This is a genomic window from Pseudoalteromonas sp. BSi20652, assembly GCF_000239855.1.
GTDB lineage: Bacteria > Pseudomonadota > Gammaproteobacteria > Enterobacterales > Alteromonadaceae > Pseudoalteromonas.
Genome location: NZ_BADT01000102.1, coordinates 1 through 16129 on the forward strand (window position 1 = coordinate 1; position 16129 = coordinate 16129).

Sequence of the window (16129 nt, forward strand, 5' to 3'; positions counted from 1 at the left end):
TAAAAAGGGCTACTGTTAAGTAGTCCCTTTTTTATATTTGGCGAGCTGTTTACTAACTCACTTTTTTTTGCCCAAAGCCCTTTATCAATACCTTTAGTTATAAGGTCTGTGAGTGCTTTTTCTATTGCTTGAGTAACACAAATACTCATAGGTTCGTTGTCGCTAAAACCTGCTTCTGCTTCGGCTAAGCGCTTATAGCTAACATATCTAAAAAAGCCGGCGCGCATTTCTTGGCTCAGTACTTTTTTGCTACTAGCAACTGATAAAAGCACTTGCCCTGTTCGCACATCTACAGCACGTAAATAAATTGAAATAGCGTCTTCACGGTATAATTCTGATGCGCCAATACCAAAATATTCCATGCCTAAACCACCGGTTTTCACATTGGTGTCGTAGCTAATAATACCTCCTTCTAAAATTATTTTAGCTGTTGTCAGTGGCGGGAGTTCAGGTGTGTTTAGGTTATCAGATTGTGATGCGCGTATAATTTTTCGCTCAGTTAAAATATTTTGTAAACCCTCACGCTCCACAGGCGTAAACCAATCTGATTCATACAATGCTTGTATTAATATTGAATTAGCACCTTGCGTTACAGCGGTAGAGAATGAGCTAACATTAGTTTGTGGCTTGTATTGACCGGTTTGATCTCTGAATGAATAAACAGAAACCGGTATACTGCCCATAGGTTTAGGGAGGTTTTTTAAGTCTGCAAAAAGCTCAGTGGGCTCTAAGCTAATTGCTTTTTGTTGGGATGGAGGGATTAAGTTACCTAGACTTGCACAACCGTTTAAGCCTATTAAAGTTAATATTAGTAGTAGTTTATGCATTATCCGAACCTCGGAACTTCAATGATCACTATAGAGTCATCAATTATATTTGTTATTCTTACGGTGATAGTATCAACGGTACTTGTAATAATTTCTATTTGATAATCGCCGCTCATAAATATAGAGTCTTGATCGAAAATACTATCTTCTATATCTTCACCAAAGGCCATATCAGTAATTTCTCGCACCATACGATTCAAGTAAGTACGCTCGAGCGAATCTTGAAATTGTTCAGCGTAGCCTTTTTCTATAATTGGGGCTTTGTGTTTGTTTTGTGCTTGAGCCTTACTGAGTAGCATGTTGGCATTAAGTGGGTTACCACCGAAACTTGGATTTATAGGTGTATAAATTATTTCAGTTGCTGAGGCCGAAAAGCATAATGTTGTTATTATTGTGAGTGCTGTTTTTTTCATTTTACCATCCATTTAAAGCCATATCTGGAGACGATACTGCCATGTTTGAGCGAGCCATCGCATCTATTACTGTATAAACTGCTTGCTCTACACGTGCATCTAGTGGCTCTAATCTCCGGCCTAAATAAGTTGCATAAATAAGCTGATTGTTCATAACAATAGTGAGTTTTGTGCCTGCTTTTGGGATAACAGTTTCTTTTATTTCTATATTAAATCCGGCGGTAGAGGGTAAGTCTCGCCAGTAATTAGAAAACTCATAGTAGAATTGGTGACCAAATCGGCTAATACTCCTATCAAGTAATAACCCATCTATTTCAAGTTCATCGGCTGCATACCCATTAGGTGTTAGGTATAACGCTAACGAAAGTAAGAGCATTATTTTTTTATTGTTTATCATATTTTAAAAGGGGAGGAATTTACCTCCCCGCTCCATCAATTACATCTGTGTAATTGTGGCTGTGTTTCCGTCACCAATTTGGGTAACAGATACAGTGCTGTTGAAACCTATAACGCTACCTTCAACAATGTTATCGTTACCAAGTTGCGTTACATTAAATGTCACGTTTTCACCACCGACTAAAAACGGTGATTGATCGGTGCCAACTACCCAGTTATTTTCACCCTCTTGTGAAATATCAATGCTATGGCCGCTGCCCTCTACCATCATATCAATAAGGTTGAAATCACCGTTTTGAACAATATCAACTTGATTGAAGTTGCTATCAAGGATCCCCGCAAGGGTTACCATGGTTTCATTTTGTAAGCCGTCTTGTGTGATTTCGATATCGTTTTCATTAGATGTAAGCGATACGTCAGGGTAGGACGATTCAACAACTGTAATATTCTCTTCACCAAGCTGGGTAAGGTCTACATCATTACCTGAGCCATTAAAATTGACTAGGTGAGCAGAGTTAACATCTCCAAATTGATTGATTGAAAATTCGTTATTAGATCCTAGTACACCCATATATGCTTCATTGGCACTGCCATTTTGAATCGCTGTTAGTTCGTTATCGTTTCCAATTAGCTCAGCAGTTGCACTGTTGAAGTCGCCATTTTGTATAGCCATAACCTCGTTGTTTTCGCCTTCAAATAAAGCTGAATCAACATTGTTACTTTCACCTTCTTGGTCTATGTCAACTTCGTTATTATTACCTACAATAGCAGTAAAATTAACAATATTAGTAATGCCTTCTTGCTCAATACTGAACTCGTTATTATCGCCATATATTTCAGTAAGTGTTACAGCATTTTGATCGCCGTCTTGCTCAATATCTAACTCGTTATCGTTACCCTGAAGTGCGCTAACTCTAAACGTATTGTAAAAGCCATTTTGATCAATCATTGCAATGTTTTGATCGCCTGTAGAGCTTGTTATTACTGCTTCATGCCATTCACCAGTTTGTACCGCGCTTATTTCATTACCACTGCCTTTCATATCCATATTGTAGAACCAATGCCCACCGCTACCTTGCTCAACGTCAATAACATTGTCATCACCTGTAATCGAGTTGACCACTTCATTGTTAAAAAATAAACCCTGGCCTTCTTGCATAACAAAAAGCTGATTATTGTTACCCGTTACATCTGTTTGAGCACCGTTATACAATCCGTCTTGTGAATAGGTTTGTTCGTTGTTATCGCCAATAGTTGTTACTTGTACAACATTATCAGATTGAAATTGCGATACTTCAGTGATGTTGTTGTTACCGATCGTTGTGACTAACATGGTGTTTGCATCACCATTTTGTAGAAGTAATGCTGTGTTACCCACTTGTGTTTGAGCAAGAATCATTAGGTTGCTAGTGCTTTGAACCGAAACCTGTGTGCTTAGATCTGATACAGAACCCGATTTAGTCGTTGTATCTGCGATAGAGGCAAAGCTACTGCCCATTGCAATAGCAACTGCGCAGCTTAAAAGTGATTTGTTTAACTTCATTATTTTCTCCTTGAAATGGTAATATCAAATGCTCTACATTCTTTTGTTTTTATAGAGTATTCGTAGTTCCAGCATGCCGTGCCGGTATAATGTTGTGATCTAAATTATGTGCAATATTGTGTAGCGTTTATTTGTAAATGCCCATTAACTCTATTCTCGAATTATGGATTCTCAAATCACCTTTTTTTACCAATTTATTTACTTATTAAATACATCAACTTAACATCTTTTTAATTTCCTCCGCATGGTTTTCCTAAAAAAACAGTAAAAAAAGTTGATTTTTGGGGGGTGACTTTTTGAATCATTAGCTCATAAAAAAGTCTGCTTTAGTTATGTTTTTATATATTTATCTGGTTAAAAACGTTGGTTTTTTGGGGTTTCTAATTTTAAAGCTTGTGTAATTTTAGATTTATTAGTTTGCTGGGTATATGCCATGTGATCTTTCTTATTCAATGTTGTAAGTAAAACTGCTTAAAATTTTAAGCCAATTCAACCATGGATAGAACAATGAAAACAAAATTATCTATTATTACACTTGCGCTTGTACCGTGTTTAGCAGCAGCGCAATTGCCAGAAACAGGTATTAAGCAATCAGTTACTGCTACCAGTGATTCATTAATTGTTAAGTACAAAAAAAATGCTTCAGCCCAAATGCGTAAGCAAGCTCGTTCATCAGTCAAAGCAAAAATTTCAGATTCAAATAGCGATGAGATTGATGACAACTATAAATTTTTACTCTCAGGTCGCTTAGCTAAGTTCAATATAACCGGAATGAGCACAAAAGAGGCTATTAAGCTTCTTAAAAAGCATCAGGCTATTGAATATGTAGAGCTTGATTACCGTGTAAGTATTGCAAATATACCCAATGACCCTCGTTTTGGAGAGCTATGGGGCTTAAATAACGAAGGCCAAACAGGTGGTGTTGTTGACGCTGATATTGATGCACCAGAAGCCTGGACAATTTCTACGGGCAGTAGAGATGTGGTTGTTGGGGTTATTGATACCGGTGTTGATTATAATCATGCCGACCTTTCAGCTAATGCATGGATAAACCCAGGTGAGATTGCGGGTGATGGCATTGATAATGATGGTAACGGTTACGTCGATGATGTACACGGTATTAATGCAATCACTAACTCAGGTGATCCTATGGACGATGAGGGACATGGTACTCATGTGTCTGGAACCATTGGCGCAAGTGGCAATAACAACGAGGGTATAGTGGGTGTAAATCAAGATGTGTCTATTGCAGGGTGTAAATTTTTAGATGCGTCGGGCAGTGGTTCTACATCTGATGCGATTAAATGTATTGATTACATGGTTGGCCTTAAAAAATTCGGGTGTAAACATACGCGTATTAAATAACAGCTGGGGTGGCGGTGGTTACAGTCAAGCTTTAGCTGACGCGATAACGGCGAGTGAAGATGCTGACATGTTATTTGTAGCCGCAGCTGGTAACGGTGAAGTAGATAACGATGTAAACCCGCATTACCCATCTAACTACGAAAACGACAGCGTGCTTTCAATTGCAAGTACAGATAGTAGCGATAATATGTCAGGCTTTTCACAATGGGGCCTAGAAAGCGTTGATATGGGGGCGCCAGGTAGCGCTATTCTTTCAACTATTCCAGGTGGTGGTTATGCTACTTACTCTGGTACTTCAATGGCAACTCCGCATGTTGCGGGTGTAGCTGCTCTTGTACTTTCAGTTAATCCTAATTTAACAACCCCAGAGCTAAAAGAGCTATTAATGACGAGTGGCGATACAAATGCAGCTTTAACGGGTAAAACAGTTGCTGGTACTCGTTTAAACGCAAACCAAGCGTTATTAGATGCAGATCCTACACCTGGCTTTAAGTTATCGGTAACACCTGTTACTCAACAAGCAACGGTTGGCGATACGGTTACATACACATTTGAAATTGGTTCAATTGCTCAGTGGGATGGCGATGTAGCACTTTCACTTAGCTCTGACTTAGAAGGTGCTTCACTTAGTACTTCAAATGCACGCCCAGGTGATGAAGTTATTTTAACGGTTAATACGTTTGATGGTACGCCTTGGGGTAATTATGATTTTACTGTTGAGGCAAGCACTGATCAGCAGCTAAAAACACAAACAGTATCACTTATGTTACAACCTGCGGGTTTGAATGATTTTACCTACAGCAGTGATGAAAACGTTTCTATTCCAGACAATGATCCGCTAGGAGCAAGCTCTGTGATTACCGTTGCTGATGATTTAACTATTTTTGGCACCTCAGCCGATGTAAATATTACACATACATGGTCAGGTGATTTAGTTCTTACACTTACATCAGCGCAGGGTTCTGAAGTTACTTTACAAAGTAATCAAGGTGGCAGTGATGACGATATTGTTAAAACATTTACATCAAGTGCATTCAACAATGAGGTTGCTACTGGCGATTGGACGCTTCACGTTGAAGATACAGCAGGTTTAGACACTGGTAACATTAATGGCTGGTCTCTTACATTTAGTGCTATTGGAGAAGTTACTCCACAGCCTCCACAAGCGAGCTTTGACACTGAAATTGAAGGCTTAACGGCCATGTTTACAGATGCAAGTACTGATGCTAACAACGATATTACACAATGGAGCTGGGACTTTGGTGACGGTGCAACATCGTCTGATCAAAATCCAACACATGTGTATGCAGGCTCTGGTAGCTACAACGTTGAGCTAACCGTAACAGACAGCGAAGGTAACACGAATACGTCTATGCAAACGGTTGTTGTAAGCGATGTAGATATTGTGCTAACACTAAAAACGCGCTAATAAATCGCGTTTAGGTACTATGCGCGTGGATCTTAGCTGGGAAACGGTAGGAGCTGAATCTATGAGCGTGTATCGTAATGGTGAACTAATCGACACAACTTCAGATAGTGGTCGTTACCGTGACTACGAGCGTAATGCAACGCTTCCATCGTATGATTATCAGCTATGTGTTTCTGAGAGCGTATGTTCTAACATAGTTACAGTTTCATTTAATTAGATTTAAATTGTTCGAGTTGTAAAAGCCCAGCTATGCTGGGCTTTTTTATTAAATTATACTTTTTGATAAGGATGGATTTTGTGCCAATGATTGGCTATTTCTTCTCTTGTTGCAAACCACACATCGTTAAATGAGCGAGCATATTCTAAAAACCGTGCTAATGCTTTTATTCTTCCTGGTCTGCCAATTAAGCGGCAATGTAAACCTATCGACATCATTTTTGGGGTGTTTTCACCTTCAGGGTCACCTTCTTCATAAAGCGTATCAAAGGCATCTTTTAAATAATTATAAAACTGATCCCCTGCGTTAAAACCCTGCACGGCAGCAAAGCGCATGTCGTTTACATCAAGCGTGTAGGGGACAATGAGCTGTGGTTTACCTTCTTTAATACTGTAAAAAGGTAGGTCGTCGCTGTAATCGTCGGCATCATATAAAAAATTACCATTTTCAACTACAAGTGCTGCGGTATTTGGGCTAGTTCGGCCGGTATACCAGCCTTTGGGCTTTTTACCTGTGAGCTTTTTAATTACATCAATGGCTTGTTGCATATGCTCGCGCTCGGTTTGTTTATCTATATTTTGATAATTAATCCAGCGCAGACCATGGCTTGCAATTTCATGCCCTGCTTCTACAAAGGCTTTAGCCACATCAGGATGACGCTCAAGTGCCATGGCAACGGCAAAAATGGTGACCGGTATATCGTATTTTTTAAATAAACGCAGTAACCTCCACACGCCTGCGCGCGAGCCATATTCGTAAATAGACTCCATGCTGATATGGCGGTCTTCAACATGCGGAGCACTGACTATTTCTGATAAAAAGGTTTCGGCGGCTGCATCGCCATGCAAAACACAGTTTTCGCCACCTTCTTCGTAATTAAGCACCACTTGCACCGCTATGCGCGCTTTATTGGGCCAATTTGCATGAGGTGCATTTGGGCCATAACCAATTAGGTCTCGTGGGTAGTCCGCTTTTATTTGCTCGGCCATGTTATTGCTCCTTTTTAAGTGCCGTGAGCCAAATGCCCAGTATTTCGCGCTCTGCGTCTGTCATTTTGGTCATGTTAGCCAGTGGCATATCTTTGGTTATAACCGCGCGGGTATGAATAAGCGTACTAGCTTTTTTTACATCACTAATAGAATCGAGCTTAAAGCCTAGCGGCGCTGTTTGAAAAAGCTCAGAGGTAGGTGTTTCACTGTGGCACTGCGTACAGTGTTTGCTGATTATATCCCACGCTTGTGCGTCGGTAATACTTGCTTGTAAAGGCGCGTTTTCGTCTGCATTTGTTGTAATGCTGGGCCAAGGGGCTATGGCGAGCATAAGGGCAAAAAATGCTGCAATACCACTTATAAGTACTGAAGGTTTATTAACGCCTTGATGTTTTAAGTTAAAGTAATGGCGTATCCACATACCAATACCAAACAGCGCAATTAATATAAGCCAGCCAAAGCTGTGGCTGTAGGTATAAGGAAAGTGATTACTAAGCATTATAAAAACGACTGGCAACGTGGCGTAGTTATTATGTATCGAGCATTGTTTTGCTTTTAAACCTGGCGCTGAATCAGGGATTCTACCCGCTTCTACTTCACTCACCATGTAGCGCTGCCCTGGCATAATAATGTGATATACATTACCCACCATACACGTGCCAATAAGTGCACCTACATGAATATAAACAGCGCGGTCGCTAAATAGCTGATCGACCCCATAAGTCCACAGAGCTAATAAACCAATAACTACAGCAATAAACGCTTTGCCGTTTTCAACGAGCGGGGTTTTACATAATAAACGATAAACACCATAGCCTAAGCCAATAAAACCAAGGGATGCGCCAATAGCTGCAAATTTACTTAGCTCACTTTTACTGTTATCAATTAAATACACATCGGCGCCAACATAGTAAAGTAGGCTAAATAGTAATATACCGGTGATCCACGTTGTGTAGGCTTCCCACTTAAACCAATGCAGGGTGTGGGGCATTTGTTCAGGGCCATTTTGATACTTAGCCACTTCGTAAAAGCCACCGCCATGCACAGCCCATAAATCGCCTTTTATGCCTTTATCTATTTTCCACTGCGGCGGTGTTTGTAGGTTGTTATCAAGCCATGCAAAGTAAAAAGAGGCACCAATCCAAGCTATACCAGCAATAACATGAAAATAACGCAGTACTAAATGAGCAAGCTCAAAAAAATAGTTTTCCATAGTTTAAGCCTCTTCTAATACCGGTGAGCGGGTGTCTGAAAATTGATTGTTATCATCGCGCTTATACACACTTTTACCCATAATGTAGGTTTGCTCAACGCAGCGGTCGTCGCCTAACATCATCATTGCAAACAGTTTTTCATGCAGGGTTTTGGCATGCTGTATTCTAAATTTTAAAAATGGGGTTGCTGAACAATCCATTACAATAAAATCGGCTTCACAACCGGCTTCAAAATTACCAATTGTCCCTTCTAAATCAAGTGCGCGTGCACCGCCTAAAGTCGCTAAATACAGCCCTTTAAATGCTGAAAACTTTTGACCTTGTAATTGCTGAATTTTGTACGCTTCGTTACCTGTTTGTAGCATAGAAAAGCTTGTTCCTGCGCCTACATCGGTACCCATGCCTACGTTTATGCCGTGCTCTTCACAGGCTTTTAAATTTAAAAGTCCTGATCCTAAAAATAGGTTTGAGGTAGGGCAGTGCGATATTGCCGCATTGTTATCGGCAAGGCAGCAAAGCTCGCGCTCAGATAAATGAATACTATGGGCAAATACCGAGCGTTTACGTACCATATTTGCTTGCTCGTATACGCCAAGGTAATCTTCAGCTTCTGGAAATAGCCCTTTTACCCATTCGCACTCGTCTTTGTTTTCAGATAAGTGTGTATGCAGGTAGGTGTCTGGGTATTCTTCAAGTAACTGAGTGCATTTTTGAAGTTGCTCAGGGGTTGATGTGGGGGCAAAGCGCGGCGTAACTGCGTAGCTTAACCTGTCAACATTGTGCCATTTTTCGATGAGGGCTTTAGATTCGTCATAGCTTGTTTGCGCGCAATCAGATAAGTCGTCTGGGCAGTTGCGATCCATCATTACTTTACCGGCAATCATGCGTAAATTGCGTTTTTGTGATTCTTTAAAAAATGCATCAACCGATTGCGGATGCACAGTGCCAAATACAAGGGCAGTGGTTGTGCCATTGCGCAGCAGCTCGTCTAAAAATCGATTAGATATCTCTTTTGAATAATGCTTACACGTAAACTTTTTCTCTGTCGGAAACGCATACTCGGTTAACCAACTTAGCAGTTGCTCGCCGTACGCACCCACCATTTCGGTTTGTGGTAAGTGTATGTGGGTGTCTATCATACCTGGCATAACGAGTTTGCCATCGTGGCGGATAACACGCGCTGATTTATCAATTGTTGGCAGTATGTCGTGCTCGTAACCAAGTTTAACTACTTTGCCGTGCTTGATAACTAATGCGCCTTTTTCAAAAAAACGATGGGCGCTTTCGCCAGCAATGGCAGGGTCGTCAACAAAGTCGAGTATATCAGCACAAACTACTGTTAAGTTATTATTGTTCTGTGTGCTCATAGTTAGCTACCTCTGTATGTAGAGTAGCCATACGGGCTAAGCAACAATGGGATATGATGATGTTTAGTATCTTGTAATCTAAACGTTATTTGCGCCTCTGGGTAAAACGCAGGGGTAGGTTGATTTTGGTAGTAGCTATCTAAATCAAATACTAGCTTATAGGTTCCAAATTCTACTTCTGTATTTAGCCAGCCGGTAATTCGCCCATCGGTATCGGTTGTGCCTTGGGTTAGTTGTACCCATTCGTTATTTGTAAGTTTAAATAGCTTAACAGCAACGTTTGCCGCAGGTTTTCCGGTGCTGGTATCAAGTATATGGGTGGTTATAGGGCTTTTGCTCATAGCAGTGACTCCAATCTTATTTTTGTTATTTTGGCTTGTTCGCCCGCGGCTATATTCAGCTCTGTACTGCGGGTGTTGTGTATGCGCTGCTCTATGAGTTCGAGCATTTGTTCGGCAGTTTTACCGGTGGCGCACACAATAAAAATAAAGCCAAACTTGTTCAGATATTCTTTATTAAGGGCAATCATTTTGGTAAGCACGGCTTCGTTTGCTTTGCTCATACCTGATTGCTCATGCCCCGCTTTTTGTGCGGTAGCAGCGTATTTTTTGCTAAGGGTTGATAAGTCGCCTATTTGCGGGTGTCCTTCAAAGGCAGCTAAATAGTCGCTCTCGCCAAGGCTATCCCATGTGCTTTGTGCGCATTCAAATAGCTGCTGATCATTTTTAAATGGCATTGCTTTTATCATGCCCGCCACCCAGTTAGGGGCCGCGCAGCAATGCTCAAGTGCTTGTTTTGCTTGTGCATCATTTAGCGTATTTATTTGTAAGCTGCTCATGCGTCTACTTCCTCCTGCGTGGTGCTAATTAAGGCATTTTTTAGTGTGCGCCACTGCAAGCCTTGGCGTTTTGGCGCTTGGGTTTGCATAGCCTGGTAAAGGCCAATTAGCTGTCCACTAATCGAAATAGCCACTTCCATTGGTAATTTGCCTGTAATGTTTTTAAGCCCAACAGGGCAGGTCATTTGTTGTATTTGATCGGCTGTAAAATCGCGATGTGCTAGGCGTTGTTTAAAACGTTTTGCTTTAGTGTCAGAGCCAATAACGCCCAGCCAATTGGCATCAGCGCGTTTAATAATGGCTTGGGTGAGTGCAAAGTCGAGCTGGTGGTTATGGGTTAAAATTAAGTAGTTGTTAGCTTTAGGCGCACGCTTTACTTGCTCTGTTGGCTCTTCATCAACCACTTTTACTACATTATTTGGAATAGTTTGTGGGAATACATCGGCGCGGCTATCTATCCAGCGTATGCGCAGTGGCAGCTGTGCCAATATACCAATAAGCGCCTGTGCTACATGGCCTGCGCCATATATATCAAGGGTAAAGCGCTCGCATTGCATGCATTCAAGCATAACGGTGGCAGCCCCGCCGCAGCACTGGCCTAAATTTGCACCTAGGTTAAATTGCTCTATTACTTGGGCGGCTTCGCCTTTAGCAAGTAGTTCGCGGGCTTTTTCTATTACTACGTATTCAAGGTGACCACCGCCAAGGGTGTCGTAAATATGCTCGCCACTAATTACCATTTTAGAGCCTGTGCCACGTGGGGTTGAGCCATTTGTGCCAAGTACCGTGGCAATTACATAATTAGTGCCGCTTTGTTCATGCTCGTTAATTGCCTGCGCCCAATTTTGAGTATGAAAACCTTGAAAAGACTGGTTTAAATTAGTCATGTTGATGCTCCTTAAACCAACTAGCAGTTTGCTCAATTGCACTCAATACTCGCTCGGGTGTGGCAGGTGTATCAAGTGGGGCGGTGTATTTGTAATCAGCCACACTGCTTATTGCATTACGTATTGCGCTCCATACACTAAAGGCCAGCATAAATGGCGGCTCGCCTACGGCTTTTGATCTAAAAACAGTGGTTTCTGGGTTGGCTGAGTTGTAAAGATTAACGTTAAATTCGGCAGGAGTATCGCCAATGGCCGGTATTTTGTAGTTGGCTGGGCCAAAGCTTGCAAGCTGGCCTTTATCATTCCATTGTAAGTCTTCGGTTGTTAGCCAGCCCATACCTTGTATAAAGGCGCCTTCTATTTGGCCTATATCAAGTGCTGGATTAATTGAACTGCCTACATCGTGCAGTATATCAACGCGGGTTACTGTGTTTTCGCCAGTTAGGGTATCTACTTCTACTTCGCTGAGTGCTACGCCGTGAGCGTAGTAAAAAAATGGGCGGCCTTCGCCTTTGGCTCTATCGTAATGAATTTTTGGTGTGGCGTAATAACCGGTAGATGAAAGCGATATACGATTCATGTAAGCAAGGTTTGCAAGTTCGCTAAAGCTAATTTCCCCTTTACTAAAAGTAATGAGGTTATCTTTAAATGTAATACTTTGGCTGTCTACTTCAAAGTGCTCGGTAATAAAGTTTATTAAGCGCTCTTTTATCGTGTTTACTGCATTTAGCGCCGCCATGCCGTTTAAGTCGGTCCCGCTTGAAGCCGCTGTTGGCGAAGTGTTTGGCACCTTGTCGGTACGCGTAGCACTAATACTTACCGCGTTAAAATCGACCCCAAAGCCATGGGCCACAATTTGCGCAATTTTGGTGTTTAGCCCTTGGCCCATTTCGGTGCCGCCGTGGTTTAAATGAATAGAGCCATCGCTATATACATGCACTAAGGCACCAGCTTGGTTAAGGTGCTGTACGGTAAACGAAATACCGTATTTAACCGGCGTCATCGCAAGGCCTTTTTTGATAATAGGCGATGAAGCGTTAAAAGTTTTAATAGCCGTTTTGCGCGCCCAGTAGTCACCCGATTCCTCAAGCTGGCTTATCATATCTTTTAAAATATGTTGCTCTACGGTTTGATGATACGGCGTGGTATCGCGGCCTTTTTTATATAAATTAAGTTTTCTGATCTCAAGTGGATCTTTACCTAATTTTGCTGCTATATCGTCCATTATTAGCTCGCCCATAATCATTCCTTGTGGGCCACCAAATCCTCTAAATGCGGTATGGCTTACGGTATTCACTTTACAGCGATTACCTTTAATTGTGGCGGTTGGGTAGTAGTAGGCGTTATCGGCATGAAACATGGCGCGGTCTACAATTGCATCCGATAAATCGGGCGAGTAGCCACAAAATCCGTTTACGGTAATGTCGGCACCTTCTATTAAGCCATTTTCGTCAAAACCAACATGATAGTGATTATAAAAAGGGTGGCGTTTACCGGTTAATTTAAAATCGTCGCTGCGGGCTAGGCGCATTTTTACTGCGCAGCCAAGGTGGTAAACCGCTAGGGCTGCAAGGCATGCCCATGGTGCGCCTTGGGTTTCTTTGCCGCCAAAAGCACCACCCATACGGCGGGTTTCTACGTTTACAAAGCTAAATGGCTTTTTTAAAATTTTAGCAACTAAGTGTTGAACCTCGGTAGGGTGTTGCGTTGAGCATTGAACATGTATGCCCCCGTCGTTATCAGGTTGTGCCAGCGCTATTTGGCCTTCTAAATAAAAGTGTTCTTGCCCGCCTATGTTTATTTCGCCTTTTAGCTGGTGGGCTGCGTTATTAATTGCGTATTCGCTGTTACCACGGTTAAGTGAATGGGGCGGCCTTACCCAATGCTCTTTGCTAATGGCTTCTTTAATATCAAGTATGGGTGTGGTTTGTTCGCACTCTATAACCACTAAACGTGCCGCGCGACGTGCTATTTCATAGGTGCTTGCAACAACCACTAACACAGGTTGCCCGTGATATTGAATCTCATGACTAGTGAGTAATACATCACCTGGAAATACTGGGCCGATATCCAATTTACCCGGTACATCGCCTGCCGATAAAATGCGCTTAACACCTTCAACTGCCAATGCGTGACTGGTATCTATTGATTTAATAAAGCCGCTTGTAACAGGGGCGAGCACTGGGTAGGCATGCAGGCAGCCGTAAGGCTCAGGGTTATCGTCGGCAAAATTTGCACTGCCACAGACCTGTTTAATAGCGCTTTCGTGATATTTAGACTGTCCAACGCTACCACCTTGCGCTTTTAGTTTATCCATTTCAAAGTGACGCATGAGAAATCCTTGTAATGGCAATGTTGTTATTGTTGCGTGCTTGCGGCTCACAAAACTCAATACCAATGCGTTGTAATAAGTTTTTGCTTACCGTAGTGCGATAATGTGCACTGCTTCTTACATCGCTCATGGGCGTAAAGTCATCGTTAATAGCCGTTGCTGCATCTATAAAGCTACTTACTTGTAATGATTGAGATATCAGCTTTTGCTCAATATGCTGTGCGCGCTTAGGAATAGCAGCCATACCGCCCATAGCGCAGCGGGCTTGAGTAATCATGTTTTGTGAATGCTCTATAGCAAGTACCAAACACACGGTAGATATATCGTCTTCAAAGCGTTTTGATATTTTATGACACGCCAGTTTTAGCGACTCTGGGCGCTTTGGGATGGTGAACTTACTTATTACTTCATCGCTTTTAAGTACTGTTTTTTTGTAATCAATAAAGTAGTCGGCAACTTTAATAGTGCGCGTACCTGCGCTGCTTAATAAATCCATTGATGCATTAAGAGCGATTAAAAGGGGAGCTGGATCGCCAATCGGAGAGGCATTCCCTATGCTGCCACCGAGTGTGCCGCTGTTACGTACTTGGCTTGATCCTAAGCGTTCAAATAGCTCTTTTGACTCTGGGTAATGGTTATAAAATACCTCAACAAATTGGCTATAAGGTAGTGCTGCACCAATGTGTAGCTCTCCGTTATTATCTGCCAAGGTGCAAAGCTCCTTTACTTGGCTAAGGGAGATAATTACATCTGGTAAGAGCATGTTTTGGCTAAGCTCAATGGCAAAGTCGGTGCCACCAGCAACTAAATGTGCATAAGGATAAAGCGCTTTTAGCTCAACAAGTTGTTGGGCAGTTTGTGGTAAGTAAAATTTGCGAGGACTATTTTTTAAAAATGGAATATTGTCATCATATTGCGTATTAAGTGATGCTTTAAATTGAGCGGCCATTGCTGAGTAAGGTTCAGCTTTACGCTCATAGCTATAGGCTTTTTCGGCTGCAAGTAATATAGGGCTATAACCTGTACAACGGCATAAGTTACCACCAAGCGCATGTATGACTGCTTTTTTACCTGGGTAAGTGGCGTTATTTATATAAAGCGCAAGCAGACTCATTATTATGCCCGGTGTACAAAATCCACATTGTGATCCATGGCACTCTACTAATGCGCGCTGTACTGGGTGTAAGTCATTTAAAGTCGGGTAAAGAGCAGGTGTTACCCCTTCCACGGTCATTATATGTTTACCGTGAGCATTACCTAATAATAGCAAGCAGCTATTCATTGTTTTGTAATGCCAATGAGTGTGCCCATTTTTATGTGTTTTTTCTTCGCCAACCAAAATAGTACATGCACCACAATCACCTGTTGCACACCCTTCTTTGGTGCCTATTTTCCCTTTTTTGGTGCGTAACCAGTCCAAAATGGTGAAACTAGGCGAACATTCTTGTACTTCAATTGGCGTGTCATTTAATAAAAACTGAATCACACAGACCCCCTTAATTTTTCTAAAGCCTTGATTCTTATGGCTTGGCGTTTATTTTTTCTTATTGTTTTCGCACGATAAAGAAAAAAACTTTTTCATCTAGGTAAATATATTGCAGGTATCATGCCGTTCTTGACCATTCGGTCAGTTAAGGGGGTGGATTAAATTGTCGAGGTATAGGCAATAACGGAGTAAATTTAAAAACAAACCATGTTGAAGTAAATGCTTTATGGTGTGGTTAAACCTGACCAAGGGGACATGTTTTTTAATAACCGTATAATGAGTATAAAAAAACCTGCTACTCTACGCAATTTAGGTATTAGAATAGTGTTTTTGCACGTTTCGTTATTTAAAATACTTACGGTTGCTCAAAATATTGATATTGCAAATGGTGAATTTAAATTACTTGGTTTAAATATAAAGGTGTCTGAGCTAGAAGAAGTACTTTATTGTCAAACGAAACGGTTTGAGCATACCTTAAGGTTTAAATTTAGAGACGCGACTTACCAAGACATAGAAATATCAGCCCCTGACCTGATTGATGATTTGCGTTTTTATCACTTTATGGTTGGTAACGGTTTAGCAGTAAAAATGACAGACGATAGAGGGCGTTTTTTTGAGGGAAATTAACATTACAGCAAGGAGCGAGTGATGATTAAAAAGGCTTTTATTCTAGCAAGTGCGGTCTTTAGTGGATATTCACATGCAGGCTCATTTGAAGGATGCTATTCAAGAACAGACAAAATAACTAGCGCGATCCCTATGCTCAACGACGATGGGAGCGAAAGTAACGAGCGTTTTAAATTAAAAACGAGCTATATAAATATAT

The 16129-nt window shown here is 41.5% G+C and carries 13 protein-coding genes and 1 pseudogene; 2 read left to right on the forward strand and 12 right to left on the reverse strand.

Annotated features, from left to right (window positions below; translation table 11 throughout):
- From P20652_RS18055 to P20652_RS09515, 4 genes are all read right to left on the reverse strand, one after another.
- On the reverse strand, positions 1–827 hold an 827-nt coding region (locus tag P20652_RS18055; RefSeq protein WP_237707116.1), incomplete at its 3' end, for a CsgG/HfaB family protein.
- Entirely contained in the window at positions 827–1252 is a 426-nt protein-coding gene (locus P20652_RS09525) for a curli assembly protein CsgF (RefSeq protein ID WP_008168667.1), read from the reverse strand. The genes P20652_RS18055 and P20652_RS09525, both read right to left, overlap by 1 nt.
- Positions 1242–1637, reverse strand: a complete 396-nt coding sequence (locus tag P20652_RS09520; RefSeq protein ID WP_008168669.1) for a curli production assembly/transport protein CsgE — start codon at positions 1635–1637, stop codon at positions 1242–1244. Before P20652_RS09520 ends, P20652_RS09525 begins: the two co-directional genes overlap by 11 nt.
- Before the next feature lie 39 nt (positions 1638–1676).
- Positions 1677–3179, reverse strand: a complete 1503-nt coding sequence (locus P20652_RS09515) for a curlin (protein WP_008168671.1) — start codon at positions 3177–3179, stop codon at positions 1677–1679.
- A gap of 507 nt (positions 3180–3686) precedes the next feature.
- Here P20652_RS09515 and P20652_RS21345 point away from each other — a divergent pair.
- Positions 3687–6190 (forward strand): annotated as a pseudogene (locus P20652_RS21345) (S8 family serine peptidase).
- Between the two features lie 53 nt (positions 6191–6243).
- Here the strand turns inward: P20652_RS21345 and puuE are convergent.
- Genes puuE through xdhA form a run of 8 tightly spaced genes read right to left on the reverse strand, consistent with a single transcriptional unit; the run spans position 6244 to position 15303 of the window.
- A complete protein-coding gene (gene puuE / locus P20652_RS09510; RefSeq protein WP_008168677.1) occupies positions 6244–7179 on the reverse strand; it encodes an allantoinase PuuE in 936 nt (311 codons plus the stop codon).
- A gap of 1 nt (position 7180) precedes the next feature.
- Entirely contained in the window at positions 7181–8392 is a 1212-nt protein-coding gene (locus tag P20652_RS09505; RefSeq protein ID WP_008168679.1) for a urate hydroxylase PuuD, read from the reverse strand.
- Positions 8393–8395: 3 nt separating this feature from the next.
- Positions 8396–9760 (reverse strand): guanine deaminase, encoded by a 1365-nt coding sequence (gene guaD, locus P20652_RS09500; RefSeq protein ID WP_008168682.1) that lies wholly within the window; start codon positions 9758–9760, stop codon positions 8396–8398.
- Positions 9761–9762: 2 nt separating this feature from the next.
- Positions 9763–10101: a hydroxyisourate hydrolase gene (gene uraH, locus P20652_RS09495; protein WP_008168684.1), complete on the reverse strand. Its 339-nt coding sequence runs from the start codon at positions 10099–10101 to the stop codon at positions 9763–9765.
- On the reverse strand, positions 10098–10598 hold the full coding sequence (gene uraD, locus P20652_RS09490) for a 2-oxo-4-hydroxy-4-carboxy-5-ureidoimidazoline decarboxylase (RefSeq protein ID WP_008168687.1): 501 nt from the start codon (positions 10596–10598) through the stop codon (positions 10098–10100). The genes uraH and uraD overlap by 4 nt, the downstream gene beginning before the upstream one ends.
- Positions 10595–11485: a xanthine dehydrogenase accessory protein XdhC gene (xdhC, locus tag P20652_RS09485; RefSeq protein ID WP_008168688.1), complete on the reverse strand. Its 891-nt coding sequence runs from the start codon at positions 11483–11485 to the stop codon at positions 10595–10597. The genes uraD and xdhC overlap by 4 nt, the downstream gene beginning before the upstream one ends.
- A complete protein-coding gene (gene xdhB, locus P20652_RS09480) occupies positions 11478–13817 on the reverse strand; it encodes a xanthine dehydrogenase molybdopterin binding subunit (RefSeq protein ID WP_008168689.1) in 2340 nt (779 codons plus the stop codon). The genes xdhC and xdhB overlap by 8 nt, the downstream gene beginning before the upstream one ends.
- Positions 13804–15303, reverse strand: a complete 1500-nt coding sequence (xdhA, locus tag P20652_RS09475; protein ID WP_008168690.1) for a xanthine dehydrogenase small subunit — start codon at positions 15301–15303, stop codon at positions 13804–13806. Before xdhA ends, xdhB begins: the two co-directional genes overlap by 14 nt.
- 255 nt (positions 15304–15558) lie before the next feature.
- On the opposite strand from xdhA, the gene P20652_RS09470 reads away from it, so the two are divergent.
- Positions 15559–15930 carry a hypothetical protein gene (locus P20652_RS09470; protein ID WP_050548203.1) on the forward strand — a complete coding sequence of 124 codons (372 nt, stop codon included), beginning with the start codon at positions 15559–15561 and terminating at the stop codon, positions 15928–15930.
- Positions 15931–16129: the final 199 nt, after the last annotated feature.

Excerpts from the sequence above, each read along its gene's own strand:
- puuE (WP_008168677.1), bottom strand. The coding sequence starts at position 7,179 with ATGGCCGAGCAAATAAAAGCGGACTACCCACGAGACCTAATTGGTTAT.
- P20652_RS09470 (WP_050548203.1), top strand. The coding sequence starts at position 15,559 with ATGTTTTTTAATAACCGTATAATGAGTATAAAAAAACCTGCTACTCTA.
- xdhB (WP_008168689.1), bottom strand. The coding sequence starts at position 13,817 with ATGCGTCACTTTGAAATGGATAAACTAAAAGCGCAAGGTGGTAGCGTT.
- guaD (WP_008168682.1), bottom strand. The coding sequence starts at position 9,760 with ATGAGCACACAGAACAATAATAACTTAACAGTAGTTTGTGCTGATATA.
- P20652_RS09525 (WP_008168667.1), bottom strand. The coding sequence starts at position 1,252 with ATGGATGGTAAAATGAAAAAAACAGCACTCACAATAATAACAACATTA.
- P20652_RS09515 (WP_008168671.1), bottom strand. The coding sequence starts at position 3,179 with ATGAAGTTAAACAAATCACTTTTAAGCTGCGCAGTTGCTATTGCAATG.
- xdhC (WP_008168688.1), bottom strand. The coding sequence starts at position 11,485 with ATGACTAATTTAAACCAGTCTTTTCAAGGTTTTCATACTCAAAATTGG.
- P20652_RS09505 (WP_008168679.1), bottom strand. The coding sequence starts at position 8,392 with ATGGAAAACTATTTTTTTGAGCTTGCTCATTTAGTACTGCGTTATTTT.
- P20652_RS09520 (WP_008168669.1), bottom strand. The coding sequence starts at position 1,637 with ATGATAAACAATAAAAAAATAATGCTCTTACTTTCGTTAGCGTTATAC.
- uraH (WP_008168684.1), bottom strand. The coding sequence starts at position 10,101 with ATGAGCAAAAGCCCTATAACCACCCATATACTTGATACCAGCACCGGA.
- uraD (WP_008168687.1), bottom strand. The coding sequence starts at position 10,598 with ATGAGCAGCTTACAAATAAATACGCTAAATGATGCACAAGCAAAACAA.